Genomic DNA, 20,476 nt, shown 5'->3' with positions numbered 1-20,476 from the left:
GTCATTCAATATAGGATCGCTCACTTGCTTTTAGACAAGCAAATAAGTATGCTAGAAAAAGGTAAAAAATAGAGATGGAGGCGAACCTAATGAGTAAAAAGCTACAATTTGATTACAGTAAGGCATTATCTTTTTTATCCCAGCATGAGGTCGATTACTTGGCAGCTCAAGTCGAGCTAGCACATGATCAGTTACATAACAAAACAGGTGCAGGCTCTGATTATTTAGGCTGGGTCGATCTTCCTGAGAACTACAATCGTGAAGAGTTTGCCCGCATTCAAGCATCCGCGAAGCAAATTCAATCGGATTCCGACGCGCTTGTCGTGATCGGTATTGGCGGTTCTTATCTAGGTGCACGTGCTGCACTTGAAATGTTGTCTCATTCTTTTTATAACATTTTGCCAAAAGATAAACGTAAAACACCTGAGATCTATTTCGTGGGAAATAATATCTCCTCCACATATGTCACGCATTTGCTTCAATTGCTAGAGGGGAAAGATTTCTCCGTCAATGTGATTTCCAAATCCGGTACGACAACTGAGCCAGCGATTGCTTTCCGTATTTTCCGCGAACTATTGGAGAAGAAATACGGTAAGGAAGCGGCTCGCAAACGGATTTATGCAACAACGGATCAAGAGAAAGGCGCGCTCAAAACACTAGCAACAGCAGAAGGCTACGAGACTTTCGTTATTCCGGATGATGTTGGTGGACGTTACTCCGTTCTGACCGCGGTGGGCTTGCTTCCAATTGCGACAGCGGGCATTGATGTTGAAGCGATCATGAAAGGTGCGGCAGATGCGCAGCAAGAGTTCTCTAATCCGAAGCTAAGCGAAAATCAAGCCTACCAATACGCAGCAGTGCGTAACTCCCTGTATCGTAAAGGGAAAACGATTGAAATCCTCGTGAACTATGAGCCATCCTTGCACTTCGTTTCGGAGTGGTGGAAGCAATTGTTCGGGGAGAGCGAAGGCAAGGATTACAAAGGGATTTACCCTGCTTCTGTTGACTTCTCAACAGATCTTCACTCCATGGGGCAGTTCGTTCAAGATGGCAATCGCATTTTGTTCGAAACGGTTATCCAAGTTGACCAAGTGGCTGATCATATCACCATCGGTACGGACGCGGATGATCTGGATGGACTGAATTTCCTTAGCGGCAAAACGATGGACTTCGTGAACAAGAAGGCTTTCCAAGGCACGATGCTTGCGCACACAGACGGTCAAGTACCGAACCTGATCGTAACGCTGCCGGATATGACGCCTTACTCTTTCGGATACATGGTCTACTTCTTTGAAAAAGCCTGCGGCATCAGCGGTTACTTGATGGGTGTGAATCCGTTCGATCAGCCGGGTGTTGAAGCGTATAAAAAGAACATGTTTGCCCTTTTAGGCAAGCCTGGCTATGAGAAGGAAAAAGCGGAGCTTGAAGCTCGCTTGCAACAATAATTTTCAACGTAAGCGAAAAACGATCAATCCTATCGGATGGGTCGTTTTTTTGCACCTTTTTTACATTATTTGTGTGGTAAATTTTCTTTCCATATTGTCGAAGTCCAAGCATGTGTGTAGAATATAGTGAAACAGTTGTTTCCTTCTACCGAGAAAGGTCGGCTATGCTAGCATATTATAAAACAATCCATTCGTATGGCTCGTCTGAGATTATCATCAAGAAGTCACGTTTCATCGGTCATGCTAAACCCGTTGAGTCAGAAGAAGAAGCAATCCAGTTTATTGAAGCGATCAAGAAGGAACACAGGTCGGCGACGCATAATTGCAGTGCGTATGTCATCGGCGAGCGGGATCAAATCCAGAAGCAATCCGATGATGGTGAACCAAGCGGTACTGCAGGGAAACCGATTCTGGAAGTGATGAAGCATCAAGGGCTCAAGAATACCGTTGTCGTAGTTACTCGTTATTTTGGTGGCATCATGTTGGGTGCTGGAGGACTCATTCGTGCTTATACGGATGGAGCTGTGGCAGGCATAGAAGCAGGAAAGCCGATTTATAAAGTAAATCATCAGCTCGTGCTGATTGAAGTCGATTATACATGGTATGGCAAGCTGGAAAATGAACTGAGAAATCAAAAGATGCTGCTAGGGGACATCGGGTTTACGGACAAAGTAACCGTTTCTTGTTATCCTTTGGCTGCTGAAGCGGAAGCATTCATGAATTGGGCAACTGATATTACACAAGGTCAAAGCTTGATCGTCGCTGGAGAGAACGAATACATCGATCATGAGAGCTTGCCTGAATAGGCAGGCTCCAGAAAACCAAACAAATTACATATGAGCTGAGGATGCGGAGGGATTGGAATGGCTAGGAAAGCAGTCGCGCAAGAGCTTAGCAGAGAACGAATTCTTACAGAGGCGCGGGAATTATTCGCTTCTTTCGGTTATCGCGCTTTAACGATGCGAAGCATTGCTAAAGCAATGGGGTACAGTCATGGGGCGTTATATTACCATTTTAATGAGAAAGCTGAATTATTTTATGCACTAATTAAAGAAGATTTCGCCTTGCTGCTGCAGCGTCAGCGGGAAATGATTGTTCGTGAGCATGGGTTTAGCGTGAACTTGCTTCAGAAGTTAATGATGGAATTCGTCTGGTTTGGATTAACTAATCCGAATCACTACGAAATGATGTTTATGATTAACGAGCCAGAACTACAGCAGTACTCGCGTACCGAACAAGCTCAGTGCTTGGAGATGTTTGCTATTGTGATTCGTGAAGTCTTGGCAGATCAACCAGGAGCTGAGAGTCGCAAGTTTACGCTTCCGTGGAATTTGTTTATGTCTCTACATGGCTTTATCTCCTATTGTATTCAGTTTAAGCTATCATACGAGGAAGCACGCAAATTGGCAGATGAGCATATCCGACTGATCTGTGTTAGTCTGGATGTGGATTCGATTGAATTACAGCGTCCGCTAGTCAAAATGGTTGGGCCGAATGTACGGAAATCATTCGTCATATAGAAGAAATGAAGGAAGAGAGACGATCTGTCTTTGCTTCCTTTTTTCATACTAAGACAAACTGTATTTTACATTACTCAGCCTGTGCTTTAAAATGATGAAAAGACACCGATGGAAGGATGATTACGATGGATTTGAATATATGGTCGGAAGAGAACGTTGAATTTATGTTTGAAGGCATAACGAGAAAGCTGCGCATGGCAACAGGAGGTTCCATTAAAGCCTCCAATGTGAAAGAAGAGATGTACGAGGATTTGAAGGATCTTTATGATATGGTTACTAGCAAGGACCGCTTCAGCATCAGCGAGATTGATGCGATTACAACGGAGCTTGGGAAAATTCGTAAGGCATAATACAAGCACCCATAAGCATGCCGCTGTTTCTGACCTAAGTCGGAATGGCGGCTTTTTTGTGGTATCGTTTTCTCATTTGAATGGCAGATACAAGGTACAGAATAAGCGTCACACTAAATAGATTCCAGACACTGGGTATAGTTGCTACGGATAGATAGAGCCCGAAGGGGAGTGACCAGAGAAAAGTTACCAACATGAGTTTCCAATTTCTCACTAGTGAGCTGATCAATCCTAGTCCGGCAGGTGCAACCAACATCACACTCATGATTAGAATTGTATCCTTACTAGCGACAGTTTCTGAATAGGGATTCCCGAAAAGGAACCAACAGCAGAGTAGCATGCTGCCTAAAGAAGCGCCAACGCCAACGTAGAAATATGTCCATTTCAAATAAAGGCCCCCTTATTAATTACCAGCAAGCTCCAATCGCCAATCATTACATTGCATGAAATGTCCTGGGGGGTACTCAAATTCACACTCACGCATCAGCGAAAACTTAAGCTTTCGACACACAGTATTCGATGCTGGATTGTGAATCGAGGGAAAAGCATGCATCCATCCAAATTTAGCCTCTACACTTGCATGAGAAATAGCTGCCTGTAAGGCGCTACTAGCTATCCCTCGTCCTTGATAGGCGGGAAGCACACTCCAACCGACTTCGTAGATGTTTTCCTCTTGCCATTGGCTATCCCAGTATCCGATACTACCGACGACTTCACGGTTAGGCAGCATAACGATGCTAAACATATGCCCTTTACCTTTTTCGCTGATTTCAAGATACCGCTTATGGCGAGTCCGAAGCTGCTCCTCCGTTTCCGGTCCTCCAAGATGCTCCATCATCTCAGGAGCATTGATGAGCCGCAGAAGTTCGAGATCCGTTTCGGACCAAGGCACGATGGTAACCTGTGGCAAACTCACTTTCTCTGACATCTTCTCACTCCTTTTTAACTAGTAAACTTGCAATTTAATTTCTTACCGTTATCCCCATCTTAATAGAACGTACGTTCCGTGGCAAGGCGTATCTACTCTCCTATACATACTAACACACGAACAAGGACAAAATAGGTAGAAATTGGAACAAAAGGAGAGCGCGAAATTGACTCAACACGGAGAGGGTTCCCCTGTTACTTTACCACAATTTCCACAATCATTCTGGCTCGACTCTGTGGACAAGATCCCTCAGTTTACCAGCCTGACAACTGATCTGAAAACCGATGTAGTCGTCATTGGTGCAGGTATTACTGGGATCACAACGGCGTATTTACTCGCCAAGAGAGGCGTTAAGGTCATTGTTCTAAATGCAGGTCCTATCCTCGAAGGTACGACAGGACATACCACCGCTAAAGTTACCACGCAGCATGGACTTATTTATCATGAGTTTCTTTCCCATTTTGGAGAGGAGAAGACTCGCCTCTATTATGAGGCAAATCACGAAGCACTGATGCTCATCAAACAAACGGTTAATGAGCTCGGCATCGAGTGCCAATTTACCGAAGAAGATGCTTATCTATATACGAGTGATGATGCTTATTTAAAACAACTACAAGACGAATACATGGCATATGGGGAATTGCACATCATTGGTGATTATCTGGAATCAACCCCTCTGCCTTTCGAGACGAAAGCAGCCATCAGAATAAGGGCGCAAGCTAGGTTCAATCCTGTGCCCTATCTGATCCGACTCATTCAGGAGATTACCCAGCTGGGTGGCCAAATTTATGAAGGAACTACAGTCGTGGGTGCAACTCATGATAAGCCATCTATTGTCACAACAAAGCAAGGACATCAGGTCACTTGCAATTATGTGGTCACAGCTTCCCACTACCCATTCAACGATTTCAAAGGCGCTTACTTTACTCGTCTGCATGCAGAGAAGTCGTATGTGATCGCTGCACGCACGGAGAAAGCTTTCCCTGGCGGGATGTACATCAACGTGGAGCAGCCAACTCGGTCTCTCCGAGCTGTCACCATTCATGGGGAGCCTGCGGTTCTGATTGGCGGCGAGGGGCATAAGACGGGGCAAGGCTTATGCACCCATCAGTATTATGAAAATCTACAGAAGTTCGGTGAGGAGACGTTCGGACTCCAAGAGATTCTGTACCGTTGGTCGGCGCAAGATGTGTTCACATTAGACAAAATGCCCTATATAGGGCAGCAATTCTCTGATGCGCCTCATCTCCTCATGGCGACTGGCTATCGCAAATGGGGGATGACGAACAGCATGGTAGCGGCAATGCTGAATACGAAATTAATCCTCGGGGAGCAAAGCCCCTACGAAGAAGTATTCACACCGCATCGTTTCCATGCTGATCCAAGCATCAAGACATTTGTCATGCAGAACGCGAATGTCGCGAAGCATTTTGTAGCTGGAAAGTTTGATTTGCTGCATAAGCAGCCAGAAGAGCTGTCGCCAGATGAAGGCTCAGTCGTTCGCGTGAAGGGCAAGAGAGCTGGCGCTTATCGAGAGCCGGGTGGGCAGCTTCACGTGGTTGATACGACTTGTACCCATTTGGGGTGTGAAGTCGAGTGGAACGATGCGGAGCGAACATGGGATTGCCCATGCCATGGCTCCAGATATTCCTTTCAAGGTGATGTGATTGAAGGGCCTGCGAAAAAGGCGCTTACCAAACTGCCAGTAGAGTAATTAGTCCCCTCAGGACATGAGCGTATTTTTGCATGAAAATGGACAGCTATCCATGCGATGTTCCCCCAATAGCCATACACTGTAGAGCAATGTATCTCTGTTGGGTGAAGGAGGTGGACGTTCGTGGCATCCAGAATTCGTAAAGAAGATGTTCGTAAATTGATCGGGAAAGACATTTTGGCTGTTAAGAAAGATGGTACACAAGTAACAGGCAAATTGGTGCGGATCAGCGGTAACACGTTGATTGTTGCTCCTCAAAAGGGCAAAAAAGTGCAAGTTAAAGCGATTATCCCGTTGGTACTATTTGATCTGTTGGCGATTGGCACAGCACCTTATGCATATGGTGGTTTCGGCGGTGGCTTTGGTGGTTATGGCTTTGGCGGCGGCTTTGGTGGTTATCCGTATGGCGGTGGCTTTGGCTTCGGTGGTCCAGGACTCTGGTTCTGAGAATGATCGAAATCGAAAACTCTTTCCTTCTAGGGAAGAGTTTTTTGTTGTTTTAGAAACAAAATAAAGAGGCCCGCACCAATCGGCAGCCCCCTGAATAGGCTAACATACAGGTTTACAGATGATGCCCCGTACATCGGGGAGAAGCTCTGGAACCAACCGCGGACAGGAGTGAGCAGCATGCCGAGTTCCATCGTGTTTAACATGATCAATATTAATAATCAGAATACGAATGCAACGATCGGGATCGGAGAGAATGCACAATCCAGCTGGGATTCTCATAGTAAAAACAATTACGGCACCGGCGAATTCATCGGTAATTCGATCGCCTGCAACTTCGTCAATACCATCTTTGATAATGACTTTATCGATGCACCAATTAATGATCAGGACTTCAAACCAGCCGTGACCAATCAAGTTTAGGTGAAGGGGTGTAGGCGATGCAGAAACTGCTGCCCGGTCCGTTAGACCCGCCACTGATACAATTTGATGCTATTCACGTGATCTCGATATCCAATGGGTCAGGCATTTTCATTGGCACGAATGCTCAGGTGAATTGGACAACAAGCAGTAAAAGCAATAGCGGCATTGGTGAAGTGAGTGGTGAACATAACCTGGTGTGGAACAATATGAACACCGTTTACGATAACGATATTATCGATGCGCCGTATACCAAGGGTGATTTGATCATTGGTCGTGTTTGAAAAAAAGCTCCGCGACAGTCTTAATCGGCTGTTTGCGGAGCTTGTGTCGTTGTTTCTGTCGGAGCTGCTGCTGTCCCGACTGATGACGTAGTGAAGCCCGATGTCTGTGCTTGCGAGGTAATCATCTCCTGCAGCCACTCCGGTGTTTCGTTATCACCCACATTGAGCATATCAAGGAAATCCGAATCGTTCAGCATGGAGCGGGTACCCACCAACTGATTATGATCCCCTTCGACGGCGCCAAAGCCTTGAACCGTTTTTTGATTGCTTTGAAAATCGGTTGGCCAATTATTTCCCATATTGATGCAGGAGGCACTTTCCACGGACCCAATACGGATGGAGCCAATAATAAATGTCGGAGACATGAAAGAAGACACCGTAAATCACCTCATCATTACGCTTTTGTTTGGGGCGGTGTGTAGCGGTAGCCGGTTGAGGTTCGCTCAGGTCCTGTACCTTCTTGAGCTGGCGATGAATGCGAGAGACCGTTTGTAGAGCTCTTTGGTTGCGACTCTTTCGTCACCTGTGAACGCTGGAAAGCCTTATCTACAGCTTCATCCTGCGTTTTACCATTTGGCTTAGCGCCGAAATTGTTTCCTAAATTCAATGAGCCGCTCAGTTCCTTAATATCGAGCTGATCGAGTCGAAAGGTCAAATTTTCGAGAACAGGCTGATGGACGTGAAGGTTATCGATATGAATGCGCGGGTGCTTGGCAGTAAGGTCGGCCAACTGATCTTCGAGCTTTCGCAGCCGTTGTTCCAATAAGTGGACGGTTTGCGTATGTACGGAAGACGAAACAGTCTCGTTTCTTATAGGAGATGACCCTTTTGGAGGTATGGAAGGTGATCCAGGCGGCGACGCTTTCTTTTTTTGAAACCACATAGGCAGAGTCAGCTCTTTCGTGTATTCGGTTTAAAATCAAACGTATCATTATCTAGAACCGTATGCTTCCCGCCCAACACCGCATTGTGATCTCCTGTCAATTCACCGATCCCTTGATTCGTCTTGGCTGAATGCCGCCTTCCGCTGATCCGATTGGTACCCTTGTTTACGCTGGCGTTCTGGCTTATGTCATCGATATGAATGGATTGAAATTGAATCCGAACCATCGTCATTCCCTCCAAATCCTCAATTTCGCAAAGACCTCCCTTTATTTATATGGGGACAAACGCAGAATCATTTCTTTTTTTGCAAAACAAAAAGATCACCGTGCTCCCCATGAGGTGGAATCGGTAATCTTTCATGTTACGTAAACTGTATAGGGATGACCTTCTCGCCATCTGGAGGAGCAAGCGGTATGCGGATAATAAGCAAACCATTATGATACTGCGCTCGCATCTGATCAGTCAAAGCTCTGCCAGGTAAGCGGATCGCTCGCTCAAATGTGCCAAAATAACGCTCAGACAGCCGCATTTGCTCATCACTGACCTGATAAGGACGAACGAGCATGCCTCGGATGAGGAGGGATTGGTCGCGAAAAGAGAGCTGAATGTTCTCAGGGGACGACAGTCCTGGCACCTCAGCGACGACAACGAGCTCCTGTGGCGTCTCATACATATCAACTCTTGGTCCGGTTAGCGGAATAATACTGGCAATGTCCTGCCAGAACTCGGGGCCCAGCACATCGCCGGCTTGCGCCGAGAGTCCTTTCCAATCGGGCTTTGACGAACGGTTGCCTGGAGGATTCATCTGCCATCATCACCTGACTTCACCATTAAAAGTAGAGCTGCAAGCAGCTTGCTACTAGTTTATGTGCTCACGAGGCGGATTATGGCTGACTCATTCATTCAGGACATGTTTACTACTGTGGAGGCCGCTGATTCGCTAGCTGCTGCTGCGCCATGCGTACGAGCTCCTTCACCATGGCTCCTCCGATTGGACCGCCGACCCTGCCTGCGTCTTCTGAGCTAAGTTGCCCATTATAGCCTTGCTGCAAGGGAACTCCGAGCGTGCGTGCTACCTCATATTTCACTAGATCAGGTCGTTCTGGATTAACGGCATAACCTTGGTTTTGCATGACGTGAGCTTTAAGAAGCCCTAAGCCATGCTCGGATCCGGGCACCATGGCCCGGTTTCTTCTTCTTCGTGACATCGTCTATCACCTCTTAGGCGTTAGGATGCCCTGTCACTTTTCAGATCATGAGTACGGAAAGTGAAATATTTATGCCCGACATAATTGCCAATCGTGTACAAGCCATTGCCAACCAGAATAGCACCATTATGGAGCCAACTCGTACTGGCATTGGTCAGGTAGGATCCTAGAGCTTCGGCAAGAAGCCAGCTGATCCCATAGGAGAAACCGTAGCAGACAAGAATGACAAGTCCGAACTTCCACCAACTGCTGCCAATGCTCGCTTTCGAGCGGAAAGTAAACGAACGATTAAGCACGTAACTCACCACGGCACCGATTGTATTCCCTCCAAAGGTCGACACCCAATAGTTAAGATCCAATAAGTTAAAGAGAGCAAAGCTGGCGGACAAGCCAACCAAGGTATTCAACACGCCAACGAGTAAGAAACGCGCGAAGCTGCCTGTTAATAAGGATGTTATGGAAGTCATCCGTTACCGCCTAGCTTTGGCAGGTTGGATCGTCTGCAATGTGACAGCTTCCGTATTCTGAGCCTGCTCCGTCAATTCCTTTTCGATAACAAATAGGGGACGCTGCTTCACTTCTTTATAAATTTTACCTATGTATTCGCCGATCAAACCGATAGCAAGGAGCTGCACTCCGCCAATGAACCAAACCGAGAGTACCAGTGATGTCCAGCCGGTGACGTTCGCGCCTAGGAACTTGCCTACAATCGCATAAATAGCAGCTACTACGCTCAATGCGAAGAGGAGAAAGCCCATGACTGTGACGAAACGTATCGGAGTTACACTGAATGAGGTGATACCATCGAAGGCAAAAGCCAGCATTTTGCGCAGTGGATATTTGGATTCACCAGCAAATCTTTCTTTTCGGTCATAATAGACCTGTGTGGAGGGAAATCCTAGCAGAGGGACTAAGCCGCGGAGGAATAAGTTAACCTCTTGAAATTTCTCCAAATTATCCAGCGTGCGTTTGCTCATTAAGCGGAAATCTGCATGATTGTAATGTATTTTCACACCGAGAGATGTCATGAGTTTATAGAAGCCTTGCGCTGTAGCTCGCTTGAAAATGGTATCTGCTGAGCGATCCTGACGAATGCCGTAGACAATGTCGTAGCCTTCATGGAATTTAACGAGAAATTCACGAATGACTCCTGTATCATCTTGAAGATCAGCATCGATGGAAACGACACAATCCGAATACGCTTTCGCTTTCATTAGCCCGGCAAGTAAGGCGCTTTGATGACCGGCATTTTTCGCAAGCTTAAGCCCCGAAACGAATGGATTGGAGAGGTGGAAACGCTCAATCAGAGGCCAAGTTGCATCTTTACTGCCATCGTCAACAAAAAGCACGGTACTACCCTGGGCAATCAGTTGTTCCGTAATTAAAGAATCTAACACTTCACTAAGCTGAAATACCGTTTCCGGGAGTACTTCTTCTTCGTTATAACAAGGGACCACAATGGTCAAAATCGGTTTAGACACAATACCTCGTCTCCGTCCTGAATAGGTAGTAGATGAAATTATATAGCTTAAGATTTAATTATAGCTAAAAGGGCTAAAAAAAGTAAGCGGCCGGGACAGAAATCATCGTCCCAAGCCGCCATGATGCACTATATATTACCAACCAAATCCGAAAGTAGCAAGAACGATAACCAAGAGGACGTATAGAACGAGGACTACAGCAGCGCTAGAACCAGTACCGTAACCACAACTCATGTTAATCCCTCCCTTCACAAAATTACTATATGTCATTCATCTAGAGGTTGTATGGATGAATGCCCTGTGTGCGTAATAATTATTGGGCAACGTGTCCAACTTGCAGCACCCCTGCACCACAGGCGCCCGACAAAGGCACTTCATAGGACCCCAAACTCAGGTTTTACTAGTTGGCAGAACGAACGAGATAAGGAGTTCACATTCAAAGGGAGGAGGCAATCAAACACATGCGTTACGATGAACGTCAACCGGATGATACCTTACAACGATATATTAAATGTTATTGGTACTTGGAGCGGGATTACAGCGCGGCGGAAGAGGGAGAAACCATGTGGCCAGATGGCTGCCAAGAGCTGATCTTCCATTTTGGAGCCGATTATTCCACAGGTGGACAAGTGATGCCGAAGGCGTTTTTTATAGGTACGCTTTCGCACTATCATCTGCTATCGGCAGAAGGTCCCATCCGTGTATTCGGTGTACGTCTGCTGCCTTGGGGGTTGCATGCATTCAAAGAGATGGATAATAGAATGCTCAGAGACAGATTTCTTCCGCTAGCTGACTTATTTCCCGAACATGAGCTTATGGAGCTAGTTGCTAAGTTGGCAGAAGCAGATTTTGACGAGGGTATCGCTATTTTGACGGCCTATTTGTATCGTCATCTTCAACCAGAAACCAAACATGCTGCGATGATTAATATTTTGTCCAAGCTATACCGAACACCGATGGAGCAGGATGTTCCCGTCAGCGTAGCCGAGAGCGGTTACTCTCAGCGGCATTTTGAACGGATCTGTTCGGAGCTCGTTGGCATGTCTCCAAAGCGATTAAATTCCGTGTCCCGATTTAATTTGGCTCGGCTCCAAATTTTCTTCAATCCGACGGTGGACATTCCGAGTTGTATGGCCCAGTTCGGCTATTATAATTATGCGCACTTTTCCAAGGAATTTAAGAGGTGCCTCGGCATTACACCGACAGAATACAAGAAGTGGCTGTTGCGGCTTGCCGAGCACAAGGGTAGACTGCAGGAGAGGAACGTCATTATTTTATCAGATCAGGAAGGTTAAGTTTTCGATTACCGAAAACTACTTTCTGCTTGGCGAAAGACCTTCTATTTGGCAATCATCTGGCATTTAACTGGATTTTTTCCATTTATAGGCCAAAAATGCGAAGGAATGCCCGAAATAGCTGGAATTTTTCCAGTTAAAGTTATTCGGGTGCTATCTACGATAAGGTTTCCCACTTCGCCCACATTTCCCTAGGGTTCAACTCGTAGACTTCACTTTCTCGAAACATAAACTGGTGCATAATCAACTCACGGCGCAAAGTAGCAAAATCCGGATGTAAGTTTTTGAGGAAGGTGTTAAGGTCCTTTTCAGCGTAGGAGCGCCCTTTTTCAAGCTCGTTAACCAGATGCTCGAGAACAATAAGCTTTTTCTTAAGCTGTGCCGGAATGTGCTTGAGCTTGCCCTCGTGGGTAAAAAAGTTCCTTAGAACGGACTGCTTGAGACTTGAATTTTTGTCTGCTGTTTCCATAGAAGCGGGAACCTCCTTTTTATTTTTGAAAATGAGGTCAGCAGTTGCCTGACCATGACTGCGTATGAAGGCACCATTTAATGTGAAATAAATTGTATTTTTGTCTCGACGCTCATGAATCAAGTTGGCTTCGCGAAGTTTGGAGGCGTGATGGGTAATGGTTGCAGGCGTCACACCCAGCTTCTCAGCGAGAGCTTGCCCATTAGACTCGCCGTCCGCTAACAAGATGAGCATACGAATACGCGTCGCATCGGACAGTGCTTTGTGATAGGTGATGATTTTATCCAATTGCATGCAGTGAGCTCCTTTATAAAGTGATTAGATAACTATTTAATTAGATGATATTTAAATTAGATGAACGTGTCAAGTACGAAAGTTTCCTTCTGGACAGTGGTCATGTAAAATATGAGTATAGAAGTCAAAGCTTAAGGGGAAAAAGATGCGAATACTTGTCATGACAGCAGTCGCTCCTGAACGAGATGCCATTCAACGCGGTATTGGTCAGGATAGCAGATTCGAATATGCATTAGCTGGCGTAGGTCTTGCCGCTGCAGCAGTGAATGGAGTCCTAGAGTTGGCTAAAGCCGACTATGACTTATTGATCATCGCCGGCATTGCAGGCGGCTTCGTGGGTCAAGCGAACGTCGGCTCGCTTGTTATCGCGAGCGAAATTATCGCCGCCGATCTTGGCGTCGAACTGCTGGATGGCTTCAGCAGCTTGGACGAGCTGGGCTTCGGCTCAACGCGTATCAGCGTTGCTGCCGACTTAGCCCAGCGGGTGACGGCGGCACTGCAAGCCGCCGGCCTGCAGGCGCAAGCGGCGCCGGTGCTCACGGTGGCCACGGCCACCGGCACAGCGGCAACCGCCGCTGCGTTGGCTGCGCGCGTGCCTGGCGCTGCCGCCGAAGCCATGGAAGGCTTCGGCATTGCGACAGCTGCGCAGCAGCGCGGCGTGCCTGTATTGGAGATCCGCGCGATCTCCAACGCGGTCGGGCCGCGAGACCGAGACGCCTGGCGGATCGGTGATGCATTGAAAGCTTTAGAAGCAGCAGGTTCAGTCTTAGCGGAGGTGCTTTAAAATGAAAATAGCGTTCTCACCATGTCCGAACGATACCTTTGTGTTCCATGCCTGGGCACATGGCTTAATCCCAGGCGCACCAGAGCTTGATGTCCTCTATGCGGACATCGATATAACAAACCGTCTGGCTGCCGAAGGCAGCGGCCCCGACGTGCTCAAGATCTCCTACGCAGCACTCCCATGGGTGCTGAAGGACTACGCCCTGCTGCCCTGCGGCGGCGCCTTGGGCCGTGGCTGTGGACCGCTTGTGCTGACGCAGCCAAGCGACGGCTTTACGGCTGACCCGGCTGCCCTTAGCGGCCGCCGTGTCGCCGTGCCAAGTGAGCGCTCGACCGCGTACTTACTGTTCCGCCTATGGGCGGAACAGAACGTGCCCGGCGGCGTAGGCGAAATCGTGGTCATGCCGTTCCACGAGATCATGCCCGCTGTGCGGGACGGCCTCATCGATGCCGGCCTGGTCATTCATGAAGCGCGATTCACTTACCCGTCGTACGGGTTGGCGCTTCTAACGGATCTAGGCAGCTGGTGGGAGTCCGACACCGGGCTGCCAATTCCGCTGGGCGCCATCATTGCTCGGCGCACCATGGATCTAGAGGCGCTCGCTGGCTGGGCTCGCGCCTCGGTTGAATACGCGTGGGCGCATCCGGAAGCTTCGCGCGACTACGTCATGCAGCACGCGCAGGAGATGGACCCACAGGTCGCGCGGCAGCACATCGACCTGTACGTCAACGAGTTCACCGCTGATCTCGGCGAGAGCGGCTATGGCGCCGTCTTGACCTTGCTCCAGCGGGCTGCTGAGACAGGTCTTGTGCCGCAGATGGATTATGCGGCCTTACTGAAATAGCTTTGGATATGGAGTATCCGAAGGAACACAAAAAGCTGTCTATTCCGTAGATGAAATCTACACGGAAAGACAGCTTTTTTTGTAACCTTATGATAAGTAAGCATACCCGATTTTCCCCGCCATAGTGATGAAAAACATCACTACAGCGGCTTGGAAGAGAGATTTGATCGCTGTAGTGATGAAATGCATCACTACAGTCACGGAAAAGCTCAAAATCCACGAATTCTCAAGCTTTAGTGATGAAAAACACCACTACAGCGGATTGTAAGTGATTTTTCCCTGCTGTAGTGATGAAATTCATCACTACAGATATTTAAAAATCCCAAATCCACGAATTTCAAGCCGGCTCTCTCCCAAACCTACCCAATCACATTCACCGGCCGACCTTCTACAAACCCACGCGCATTACTGCTCGCAACAGCCATCAACCTAGCTCTCGCTTCCTTCGTGGCCCAAGCAATATGCGGCGTAATAATCACATTCTGCGCATGCAGCAAAGGATTATCTGGCTTCGGCGGTTCAATCGTCAGGACGTCAAGTCCTGCCCCAGCGAGGCGACCTTCATTCAAAGCTTGCGCCACGTCCGCCTCGTTAAGCAGTCCACCTCTAGCTGTATTGATCAGAATGGCAGACGGCTTTATCAAAGCGATCCGCTCCGCGTTTATCAGCTCATTCGTCGCTGGTGTCAGCGGACAATGGAGACTAACCACATCTGCGCGCTGTAGCAGCTCCTCAAGTGATACCCATTCAATACCATCCACAGGCTGTGGCACACTACGTCCGCTGCCTGCAGCAATGACCTTCATGCCCATCGCTTGTGCGATGATTGCCGTTTGCTTACCGATTTGACCTAGTCCGACCAGTCCCATTGTTTGACCGCTTAACTCCACGAGCGGGGACCTGCTGTAGCTGAAATCGATCGACGTCGCCCAATCCCCCTGAAGCACACTGTCGCTATGGCGCTGCACCCGATGGCAGAATTCCAACACCAGAGCAAAAACCAACTGAGCCACGGAATGCGTGCTGTAAGCAGGAACATTCGTAACGAGAATGCCTTTCTCCTTCGCAGCTTGAACATCTACAATATTGTAGCCAGTCGCCAAAACACCGACATATCGCAGCTTGGGCAGCAGTCCAAGGGTTTGAGCGGAGAGAGGCGTTTTATTCGTCAGCACGATGTCTGCGTTAGCGGCACGCTCAATGATTTCGGACTCAGCGGTCCGATCGTAGACCACTAGCTCACCCAAACCTTCAAAGCCGCTCCAATCCAGGTCACCCGGATTTAAAGTGTAACCATCAAGTACAACAATGTTCATCGATTTACTCCCTATTTTTCACTCATAATAAATTTGTAAATGAAGGCGCGTCCCAGAAGTTGATGCTACTCTTTATTATTTCTTCACACCGGGCTCTTTAAAAGGGTTTAAAAACACCTTCGGAATATGCGTCTCAAAACGCATTAACTTGCCAGTCGTCGGGTGCAAAAAGGCTAGCACACGCGCATGCAAACCAAGTCGATTGATCTCCTTCGATTTGGAGCCGTACTTTTTATCGCCAGCAACCGGATGTCCGATATCCTGCATATGTACACGAATCTGGTTTTTACGGCCAGTCTCCAAGTTCACCTCAAGCAGTGAGAAGCTCTTGTTCGCTTGCAGCGTTTTGTAATGCGTGACTGCATGCTGTCCATCGTTAGGGTACGGTGTGGAGAACATTTTGAGCGATTTGGCGTGCTCCTTGAGCCATGAAGAAATCGTACCCTCTGGCTTGCGCACCATACCTTCCACTAGCGCAACGTACGTCCGCTCCTTGACGCTCTCTTGCCAAGTATTTTGCAGATGCTGCTGTGCTTGTTCGTTTTTGGCAAACATCATGACGCCAGATGTATCCCGATCTAGTCGATGAACAACGAAAATCCGCGCCTTCGGATCATGATTCCGCACATGCGCCGTGAGCTGGCGATAGGCTGTAATCTGATTTTCCTGCGAATCCGTCGCGATGGATAGTAGGCCAGCATCCTTTTGAATCACAATAACATCGTTATCTTCGTGCAAAATCGTCATGCCTGCCAGCGGGATATCCTCTACGACTTTATCCTTGTTAATCGTGACAGTCATCTCAGGTTGTAAAGGGTAATTATAAGCAGTTACCGCTTTGCCATTCACTGCGACTTGTCCGCGAGCGAGAATCGCTTTTACAGCATTCCGGCCTAAGCTCGATAGCTTTTCTAACAAAAAGGGCAGCAGCTCGATAGGCTCCTTCACCGTATACTGGCGGGTGCTCGTCTCTTGGCTCACTTTTGCTGTTTGCGCTGGCTGGCCCTGTGGTTTATGAGAACCGAATTTGGGTTTATGGCTAGGGTTGGATTTTGGACGTGAACCTGGTTTCTTCTGCATTTAAAAAGACCTCCTCTTGCGATCGCTTACCTTCCGGTCAGATCATTAGACCTTCAATATACCACGTTCGTAAAAGCAAATGAAATGCTTGGAGCGAAGCTCCTTCAAGAACATTGTTCGTCAAGAGTCGTAAAAGTCTGCCCTCTAGGTTCCCTCGGCACCGGTTGGGGCTAGGGGTTTCTCTGAACTACGCACTAGACGCCTAACCCTGCAACCTCTGAATCGTACTGCCCGTAAAAAAATCTCCCTGCAGCCGTACATGCTCAAAAGGTAAATGCGGATTCGCAATCCGCCATAGCATGCGATCCGCTGCGCGATAGCCAGCCTCTCGAATCGGCAGCAGGGGGCGAGAACAGAGCGGCAGCGTGTTGCTTTGCTCATTCAGCAGCGCAACCAGCGAGCATTGCTGTGGTACGTTCACACCTAAGCGGCGAAGCGTATGATAGACAGGCGCAGCTTCCTCATCAATGCCGCAAATCACTGCCGTTGGCTGACGCAGCAGATATTTTTGCTCAAAATCCGCCAACCACCCCTCCGAACCGTCTCGCTCTATCGCATGTTCCTGTGTAACAACCGCCACCCCAGCTTCTTTCATCGCTTCGGTGAAAGCCTGCCAACGGATAACGAATCCGCGTTGATCCTTCGTATCACCTACATAAAGGATGTTCCTGTGGCCCATTCGAACGAGCCTTCGCACTGCTTGATGGACAGCCTCATATACATCCCAAATGACACTGTCGACCTTGGACTCCGGCGGCGGAAAATTCAACAAAATCCGTGGGAGCTGCAGCTCTAACAGTTTTTGCTCCAACAGATCCCAATTCATCCTAGGTGCTATAAACACCCCCTCAGCATATAACAATCCTTGCTCCTCCGCCCAGTCGTCAAATTGTGATGGCTTAAGCTTGGGCGGCATAAGTAGAGGTTGTACGGTGTGACCAAATTCCATGAAGCGTTCATGCAAGCCTTGCAGCAGTAGGCGATTGAAGTTCAACGATTGCTTGTTCTGGACGAGCACGAATCTGCGCTGCTGGGTGGGATAAGGAGAAATGAGATCCTGCTGCAGCGTTTGTTTCTGATCTTTGGTCATATAGCCAAGCTCGCGTGCCAGTTTGAAAACTTCACTTCGTGTCTGCTCTGACATGCCGGGCAGTCCACGCAGCGCTTTGGACACCGTTTGTATCGTTAAGCCTAGCTGGTCAGCCAAGTCGTGGAGCGTAATTCGTTTGCGCATACGTCTGAGTTGTCCTCTTTTCTTGAACGTTCTGTACCTCCAATTTTAAACTAAATTTAAACTAAAAAGAAGGTTGTTTTTAAACTACACTATAGAGAGAAGCAAGGCATGGAAGAGGCAAGTGAGACACAAAACAAATTAGCTAAGGGAGCGAAGTCAGATGATCAAACAAATAGAAGCAGATGTGGTTGTTGTAGGGGGAGGGCCGGCGGGTGTTAACGCAGCGATTGCTGCAGGTCGAAGCGGGGCCAAAACCGTTTTAATAGAGAAATACGGCTTTATTGGCGGGATGTCGACCGCTGCGCTAGTGTATCCTTGGATGACGTTTCATACAACAGATGGCAAGCAAGTCATTGCGGGTCTCGCGCAAGAAATCATTGACCGCCTCATGGCGATGAACGCATCCCCAGGACATCTTCGGGATACCGTCGGATTCGTGAATACCATTACGCCTTACCACCCAGAGATTTATAAGGTTTTGGCAGTCGATATGTTGAAGGAGGCGGGCGTTAAGCTGCTTTTCCATAGCTTTGTAGACCATGTTGAGACCGTGGACAATCGCATTCAATCAGTGCAGCTAACGTCCAAGTCCGGCAGAATTGATGTAAGCGGCAAAGTGTTCATTGATACGACAGGCGACGCTGATTTGGCTTACTTATCGGGTGCTCCGTGCTTGAAAGGGCGCGATGGCGATAAAGCGACACAGCCTATGACCATGAAATTCAGAATGCGCGGTGTGAATCTGCCTGCCGTGAAACAATACATGATCGATCATCCGGATGAGTTTTATAAAAAGACGCCTTTCTCCGAGCTCGCTGATCTCCCTCTATCTGGTGTGCTAGGCTATTTTAAACACTGGAAGGAAGCGAATCTTCCGATCAATCGCGATCAAGTGCTGTTCTTCACAGGTCCTGAGGACGACGAAGTACTGGTCAATACCACGCGTGTGCAGGGGTTGGATGGCACCAATGTCGAGGATTTGACTGTGGCTGAGGAGCTTGGTCGTAAGCAGGTGTTGATGGTCGCTGAGTTTATGAGAAATAACTTACCCGGCTTTGAAAAAGCCTCCATCTCCAACGTCGGCGCACAAATTGGTATCCGTGAAACGCGCCGGATTGATGGCCAGTATGCGCTGCAAGTGGATGATGTCGTGCAAGGCCGTCATTTTGATGACGTTATTGCGCGCAGCGGCTATCCGATCGATATCCACGATCCTTCCGGCAAAGGCGTAACCGCAGCCTGGGTCAAAGGCGACGGCGCCTACGACATCCCTTACCGCTGCCTGCTGCCGCAAAAAATCGAAAACCTGCTCACCGCAGGTCGCTGCATCTCCACCACGCATGAAGCGCTCGCGACTACGCGCCTCACGCCAAGCTGCATGGCTACGGGCCAAGCCGCAGGTTCCGCAGCAGGGCTCGCTGTTAAGCACGGCGTGCTTCCAGCTGAGATTAACGTTGCCGAGCTCCAGGCCGTTCTCGAGAAGGATGGGGCTTTGTTGAAGTAGATAGTAGAGAACCCCAGCGTCCTGCGTGACGCTGGGGTTTTTCAATGTGAGTTCCCCCAACCTGCCCTCCAACCGTACCTTCCCACGAACTCAGCAATCCACCAGCCCAGCAAATCATCAACCCATCAACCCAGCAACTCAGCAACTCAGCAACCCACCAGCCCAGCAAATGAGCAACTCATCAACCCATCAACTCAGCAATCCACCAGCCCAGCAACTCAGCAACCCAGCAACTCAGCAACTCAGCAACTCAGCAACCCAGCAGCCCAGCAGCCCAGCAGCCCAGCAGCCCAGCAGCCCAGCAACTCAGCAACTCAGCAATCCACCAGCCCAGCAACTCATCAACTCATCAACCCATCAACCCATCAACCCATCAACTCAGCAATCCCCCAACCCAGCATCAACTCAGCAACTCAGCAACTCAGCAACCCAGCAACCCAGCAACTCAACAACTCAGCAACTCAGCAACTCAGCAACCCATCAACCCATCAATCCACCAGCCCAGCAACCCACCAGCCGACTAATAATCCACCACCATCCACACACCACTAACTGACCTCACACGCTCCTCATTGGATAAATCCAATAGAATGCTCTGAAAAGTAGCTGAATTTTGTGTTTGACTGGATAAATCCATTCAAATCCCCAAAAAAGTTATTTTTTCTGCCTTAATTGAGCCTCTCTATTGGATAAATCCAATAGAATGCTCTGAAAAGTAGCCGAATTTTGTGTTTGACTGGATAAATCCATTCAAATCCCCAAAAAAGTTATTTTTTCTGCCTTAATTGAGCCTCTCTACTGGATAAATCCAATAGAATGCTCTAAAAAGTAGCCGAATTTTGTGTTTGACTGGATAAATCCAATCAAATCCCCAAAAAAGTTATTTTTTCTGCCTTAATTGAGCCTCTCTACTGGATAAATCCAATAGAATGCTCTGAAAAGTAGCCGAATTTTGTGTTTGACTGGATAAATCC

The 20,476-nt window shown here is 48.2% G+C and carries 26 protein-coding genes; 12 read left to right on the top strand and 14 right to left on the bottom strand.

The genetic code is table 11. From position 1 onward, the window contains the following. Positions 1 to 89 precede the first annotated feature (89 nt). From AC58QC_RS25060 to AC58QC_RS25045, 4 genes are all read left to right on the top strand, one after another. Positions 90 to 1,445, top strand: a complete 1,356-nt coding sequence (locus AC58QC_RS25060) for a glucose-6-phosphate isomerase (RefSeq protein ID WP_497347368.1) — start codon at positions 90 to 92, stop codon at positions 1,443 to 1,445. Positions 1,446 to 1,609: 164 nt separating this feature from the next. Next, on the top strand, positions 1,610 to 2,251 hold the full coding sequence (locus AC58QC_RS25055; RefSeq protein WP_497417771.1) for a YigZ family protein: 642 nt from the start codon (positions 1,610 to 1,612) through the stop codon (positions 2,249 to 2,251). A gap of 57 nt (positions 2,252 to 2,308) precedes the next feature. Then, complete coding sequence (locus AC58QC_RS25050) at positions 2,309 to 2,965, top strand: TetR/AcrR family transcriptional regulator (RefSeq protein WP_497417770.1); 657 nt, start codon at positions 2,309 to 2,311, stop codon at positions 2,963 to 2,965. A 125-nt stretch (positions 2,966 to 3,090) separates the two neighbouring features. Continuing rightward, complete coding sequence (locus AC58QC_RS25045; protein ID WP_497347364.1) at positions 3,091 to 3,315, top strand: DUF1128 domain-containing protein; 225 nt, start codon at positions 3,091 to 3,093, stop codon at positions 3,313 to 3,315. A gap of 34 nt (positions 3,316 to 3,349) precedes the next feature. Here AC58QC_RS25045 and AC58QC_RS25040 read toward each other — a convergent pair whose 3' ends face one another. Continuing rightward, positions 3,350 to 3,703 carry a hypothetical protein gene (locus AC58QC_RS25040; RefSeq protein WP_497417769.1) on the bottom strand — a complete coding sequence of 118 codons (354 nt, stop codon included), beginning with the start codon at positions 3,701 to 3,703 and terminating at the stop codon, positions 3,350 to 3,352. A 15-nt stretch (positions 3,704 to 3,718) separates the two neighbouring features. Beyond that, positions 3,719 to 4,243: a GNAT family N-acetyltransferase gene (locus AC58QC_RS25035; protein ID WP_497417768.1), complete on the bottom strand. Its 525-nt coding sequence runs from the start codon at positions 4,241 to 4,243 to the stop codon at positions 3,719 to 3,721. Between the two features lie 166 nt (positions 4,244 to 4,409). Here AC58QC_RS25035 and AC58QC_RS25030 point away from each other — a divergent pair, with 166 nt between their 5' ends. The 4 genes from AC58QC_RS25030 to AC58QC_RS25015 all read left to right on the top strand — a co-directional run bounded on the left by AC58QC_RS25030 (position 4,410) and on the right by AC58QC_RS25015 (position 7,108). Next, on the top strand, positions 4,410 to 5,957 hold the full coding sequence (locus AC58QC_RS25030) for an FAD-dependent oxidoreductase (protein WP_497417767.1): 1,548 nt from the start codon (positions 4,410 to 4,412) through the stop codon (positions 5,955 to 5,957). A 123-nt stretch (positions 5,958 to 6,080) separates the two neighbouring features. After that, the gene (locus AC58QC_RS25025) at positions 6,081 to 6,404 is read left to right on the top strand and encodes a hypothetical protein (protein ID WP_497417766.1); all 324 of its coding nucleotides are present in this window, start codon (positions 6,081 to 6,083) and stop codon (positions 6,402 to 6,404) included. A gap of 180 nt (positions 6,405 to 6,584) precedes the next feature. Further along, complete coding sequence (locus AC58QC_RS25020) at positions 6,585 to 6,827, top strand: spore germination protein (protein ID WP_477587652.1); 243 nt, start codon at positions 6,585 to 6,587, stop codon at positions 6,825 to 6,827. A gap of 17 nt (positions 6,828 to 6,844) precedes the next feature. After that, positions 6,845 to 7,108, top strand: coding sequence for a hypothetical protein (locus tag AC58QC_RS25015; RefSeq protein WP_497417765.1), 264 nt, complete (start codon positions 6,845 to 6,847; stop codon positions 7,106 to 7,108). A 20-nt stretch (positions 7,109 to 7,128) separates the two neighbouring features. Here the strand turns inward: AC58QC_RS25015 and AC58QC_RS25010 are convergent, their stop codons facing one another. The 8 genes from AC58QC_RS25010 to AC58QC_RS24975 form a co-directional block, all read right to left on the bottom strand. Continuing rightward, positions 7,129 to 7,473, bottom strand: coding sequence for a hypothetical protein (locus tag AC58QC_RS25010; protein ID WP_497417764.1), 345 nt, complete (start codon positions 7,471 to 7,473; stop codon positions 7,129 to 7,131). Between the two features lie 29 nt (positions 7,474 to 7,502). Next, positions 7,503 to 7,991: a hypothetical protein gene (locus AC58QC_RS25005; RefSeq protein WP_497417763.1), complete on the bottom strand. Its 489-nt coding sequence runs from the start codon at positions 7,989 to 7,991 to the stop codon at positions 7,503 to 7,505. Between the two features lie 8 nt (positions 7,992 to 7,999). Then, entirely contained in the window at positions 8,000 to 8,218 is a 219-nt protein-coding gene (locus AC58QC_RS25000; RefSeq protein WP_497417762.1) for a hypothetical protein, read from the bottom strand. Between the two features lie 136 nt (positions 8,219 to 8,354). After that, positions 8,355 to 8,798 carry an Hsp20/alpha crystallin family protein gene (locus AC58QC_RS24995; protein ID WP_171631165.1) on the bottom strand — a complete coding sequence of 148 codons (444 nt, stop codon included), beginning with the start codon at positions 8,796 to 8,798 and terminating at the stop codon, positions 8,355 to 8,357. 112 nt (positions 8,799 to 8,910) lie between these two features. Next, positions 8,911 to 9,201, bottom strand: coding sequence for an alpha/beta-type small acid-soluble spore protein (locus AC58QC_RS24990; protein WP_497270294.1), 291 nt, complete (start codon positions 9,199 to 9,201; stop codon positions 8,911 to 8,913). Between the two features lie 20 nt (positions 9,202 to 9,221). Continuing rightward, positions 9,222 to 9,668 (bottom strand): GtrA family protein, encoded by a 447-nt coding sequence (locus AC58QC_RS24985; RefSeq protein ID WP_497417761.1) that lies wholly within the window; start codon positions 9,666 to 9,668, stop codon positions 9,222 to 9,224. Positions 9,669 to 9,671: 3 nt separating this feature from the next. Continuing rightward, on the bottom strand, positions 9,672 to 10,682 hold the full coding sequence (locus AC58QC_RS24980) for a glycosyltransferase family 2 protein (RefSeq protein WP_497417760.1): 1,011 nt from the start codon (positions 10,680 to 10,682) through the stop codon (positions 9,672 to 9,674). A 135-nt stretch (positions 10,683 to 10,817) separates the two neighbouring features. Beyond that, positions 10,818 to 10,916, bottom strand: a complete 99-nt coding sequence (locus AC58QC_RS24975) for a YjcZ family sporulation protein (protein ID WP_497417759.1) — start codon at positions 10,914 to 10,916, stop codon at positions 10,818 to 10,820. A gap of 227 nt (positions 10,917 to 11,143) precedes the next feature. On the opposite strand from AC58QC_RS24975, the gene AC58QC_RS24970 reads away from it, so the two are divergent. Continuing rightward, complete coding sequence (locus tag AC58QC_RS24970) at positions 11,144 to 11,977, top strand: AraC family transcriptional regulator (protein ID WP_497417758.1); 834 nt, start codon at positions 11,144 to 11,146, stop codon at positions 11,975 to 11,977. A gap of 157 nt (positions 11,978 to 12,134) precedes the next feature. On the opposite strand, the gene AC58QC_RS24965 is transcribed toward AC58QC_RS24970, so the two are convergent. Beyond that, the gene (locus AC58QC_RS24965; protein WP_497417757.1) at positions 12,135 to 12,740 is read right to left on the bottom strand and encodes a DUF2087 domain-containing protein; all 606 of its coding nucleotides are present in this window, start codon (positions 12,738 to 12,740) and stop codon (positions 12,135 to 12,137) included. Between the two features lie 145 nt (positions 12,741 to 12,885). Between AC58QC_RS24965 and AC58QC_RS24960 the strand changes: the two genes are divergently transcribed. Next, positions 12,886 to 13,524, top strand: a complete 639-nt coding sequence (locus AC58QC_RS24960) for a futalosine hydrolase (RefSeq protein WP_497417756.1) — start codon at positions 12,886 to 12,888, stop codon at positions 13,522 to 13,524. Position 13,525: 1 nt separating this feature from the next. Continuing rightward, on the top strand, positions 13,526 to 14,368 hold the full coding sequence (locus AC58QC_RS24955; RefSeq protein ID WP_497417755.1) for a 1,4-dihydroxy-6-naphtoate synthase: 843 nt from the start codon (positions 13,526 to 13,528) through the stop codon (positions 14,366 to 14,368). A gap of 359 nt (positions 14,369 to 14,727) precedes the next feature. On the opposite strand, the gene AC58QC_RS24950 is transcribed toward AC58QC_RS24955, so the two are convergent. From AC58QC_RS24950 to AC58QC_RS24940, 3 genes are all read right to left on the bottom strand, one after another. Then, positions 14,728 to 15,684: a D-2-hydroxyacid dehydrogenase gene (locus AC58QC_RS24950; protein ID WP_497417754.1), complete on the bottom strand. Its 957-nt coding sequence runs from the start codon at positions 15,682 to 15,684 to the stop codon at positions 14,728 to 14,730. A 75-nt stretch (positions 15,685 to 15,759) separates the two neighbouring features. Further along, positions 15,760 to 16,764, bottom strand: a complete 1,005-nt coding sequence (locus tag AC58QC_RS24945; RefSeq protein WP_497417753.1) for an RluA family pseudouridine synthase — start codon at positions 16,762 to 16,764, stop codon at positions 15,760 to 15,762. A 202-nt stretch (positions 16,765 to 16,966) separates the two neighbouring features. Continuing rightward, on the bottom strand, positions 16,967 to 17,998 hold the full coding sequence (locus AC58QC_RS24940) for a LacI family DNA-binding transcriptional regulator (protein ID WP_497417752.1): 1,032 nt from the start codon (positions 17,996 to 17,998) through the stop codon (positions 16,967 to 16,969). A 160-nt stretch (positions 17,999 to 18,158) separates the two neighbouring features. Between AC58QC_RS24940 and AC58QC_RS24935 the strand changes: the two genes are divergently transcribed. Continuing rightward, positions 18,159 to 19,502 carry an FAD-dependent oxidoreductase gene (locus AC58QC_RS24935; RefSeq protein WP_497417751.1) on the top strand — a complete coding sequence of 448 codons (1,344 nt, stop codon included), beginning with the start codon at positions 18,159 to 18,161 and terminating at the stop codon, positions 19,500 to 19,502. Positions 19,503 to 20,476 lie beyond the last annotated feature (974 nt).

This window comes from Paenibacillus sp. J22P51 (assembly GCF_059692215.1).
This window is presented reverse-complemented; position numbering and strand designations above follow the sequence as displayed.

Coding starts and splice junctions, on each gene's coding strand:
- AC58QC_RS25060 (WP_497347368.1), top strand. CDS start 90: ATGAGTAAAAAGCTACAATTTGATTACAGTAAGGCATTATCTTTTTTA.
- AC58QC_RS25055 (WP_497417771.1), top strand. CDS start 1,610: ATGCTAGCATATTATAAAACAATCCATTCGTATGGCTCGTCTGAGATT.
- AC58QC_RS25050 (WP_497417770.1), top strand. CDS start 2,309: ATGGCTAGGAAAGCAGTCGCGCAAGAGCTTAGCAGAGAACGAATTCTT.
- AC58QC_RS25045 (WP_497347364.1), top strand. CDS start 3,091: ATGGATTTGAATATATGGTCGGAAGAGAACGTTGAATTTATGTTTGAA.
- AC58QC_RS25035 (WP_497417768.1), bottom strand. CDS start 4,243: ATGTCAGAGAAAGTGAGTTTGCCACAGGTTACCATCGTGCCTTGGTCC.
- AC58QC_RS25020 (WP_477587652.1), top strand. CDS start 6,585: ATGCCGAGTTCCATCGTGTTTAACATGATCAATATTAATAATCAGAAT.
- AC58QC_RS25015 (WP_497417765.1), top strand. CDS start 6,845: ATGCAGAAACTGCTGCCCGGTCCGTTAGACCCGCCACTGATACAATTT.
- AC58QC_RS25010 (WP_497417764.1), bottom strand. CDS start 7,473: ATGTCTCCGACATTTATTATTGGCTCCATCCGTATTGGGTCCGTGGAA.
- AC58QC_RS25005 (WP_497417763.1), bottom strand. CDS start 7,991: ATGTGGTTTCAAAAAAAGAAAGCGTCGCCGCCTGGATCACCTTCCATA.
- AC58QC_RS25000 (WP_497417762.1), bottom strand. CDS start 8,218: ATGGTTCGGATTCAATTTCAATCCATTCATATCGATGACATAAGCCAG.
- AC58QC_RS24995 (WP_171631165.1), bottom strand. CDS start 8,798: ATGAATCCTCCAGGCAACCGTTCGTCAAAGCCCGATTGGAAAGGACTC.
- AC58QC_RS24990 (WP_497270294.1), bottom strand. CDS start 9,201: ATGTCACGAAGAAGAAGAAACCGGGCCATGGTGCCCGGATCCGAGCAT.
- AC58QC_RS24985 (WP_497417761.1), bottom strand. CDS start 9,668: ATGACTTCCATAACATCCTTATTAACAGGCAGCTTCGCGCGTTTCTTA.
- AC58QC_RS24975 (WP_497417759.1), bottom strand. CDS start 10,916: ATGAGTTGTGGTTACGGTACTGGTTCTAGCGCTGCTGTAGTCCTCGTT.
- AC58QC_RS24970 (WP_497417758.1), top strand. CDS start 11,144: ATGCGTTACGATGAACGTCAACCGGATGATACCTTACAACGATATATT.
- AC58QC_RS24965 (WP_497417757.1), bottom strand. CDS start 12,740: ATGCAATTGGATAAAATCATCACCTATCACAAAGCACTGTCCGATGCG.
- AC58QC_RS24960 (WP_497417756.1), top strand. CDS start 12,886: ATGCGAATACTTGTCATGACAGCAGTCGCTCCTGAACGAGATGCCATT.
- AC58QC_RS24955 (WP_497417755.1), top strand. CDS start 13,526: ATGAAAATAGCGTTCTCACCATGTCCGAACGATACCTTTGTGTTCCAT.
- AC58QC_RS24950 (WP_497417754.1), bottom strand. CDS start 15,684: ATGAACATTGTTGTACTTGATGGTTACACTTTAAATCCGGGTGACCTG.
- AC58QC_RS24945 (WP_497417753.1), bottom strand. CDS start 16,764: ATGCAGAAGAAACCAGGTTCACGTCCAAAATCCAACCCTAGCCATAAA.
- AC58QC_RS24940 (WP_497417752.1), bottom strand. CDS start 17,998: ATGCGCAAACGAATTACGCTCCACGACTTGGCTGACCAGCTAGGCTTA.
- AC58QC_RS24935 (WP_497417751.1), top strand. CDS start 18,159: ATGATCAAACAAATAGAAGCAGATGTGGTTGTTGTAGGGGGAGGGCCG.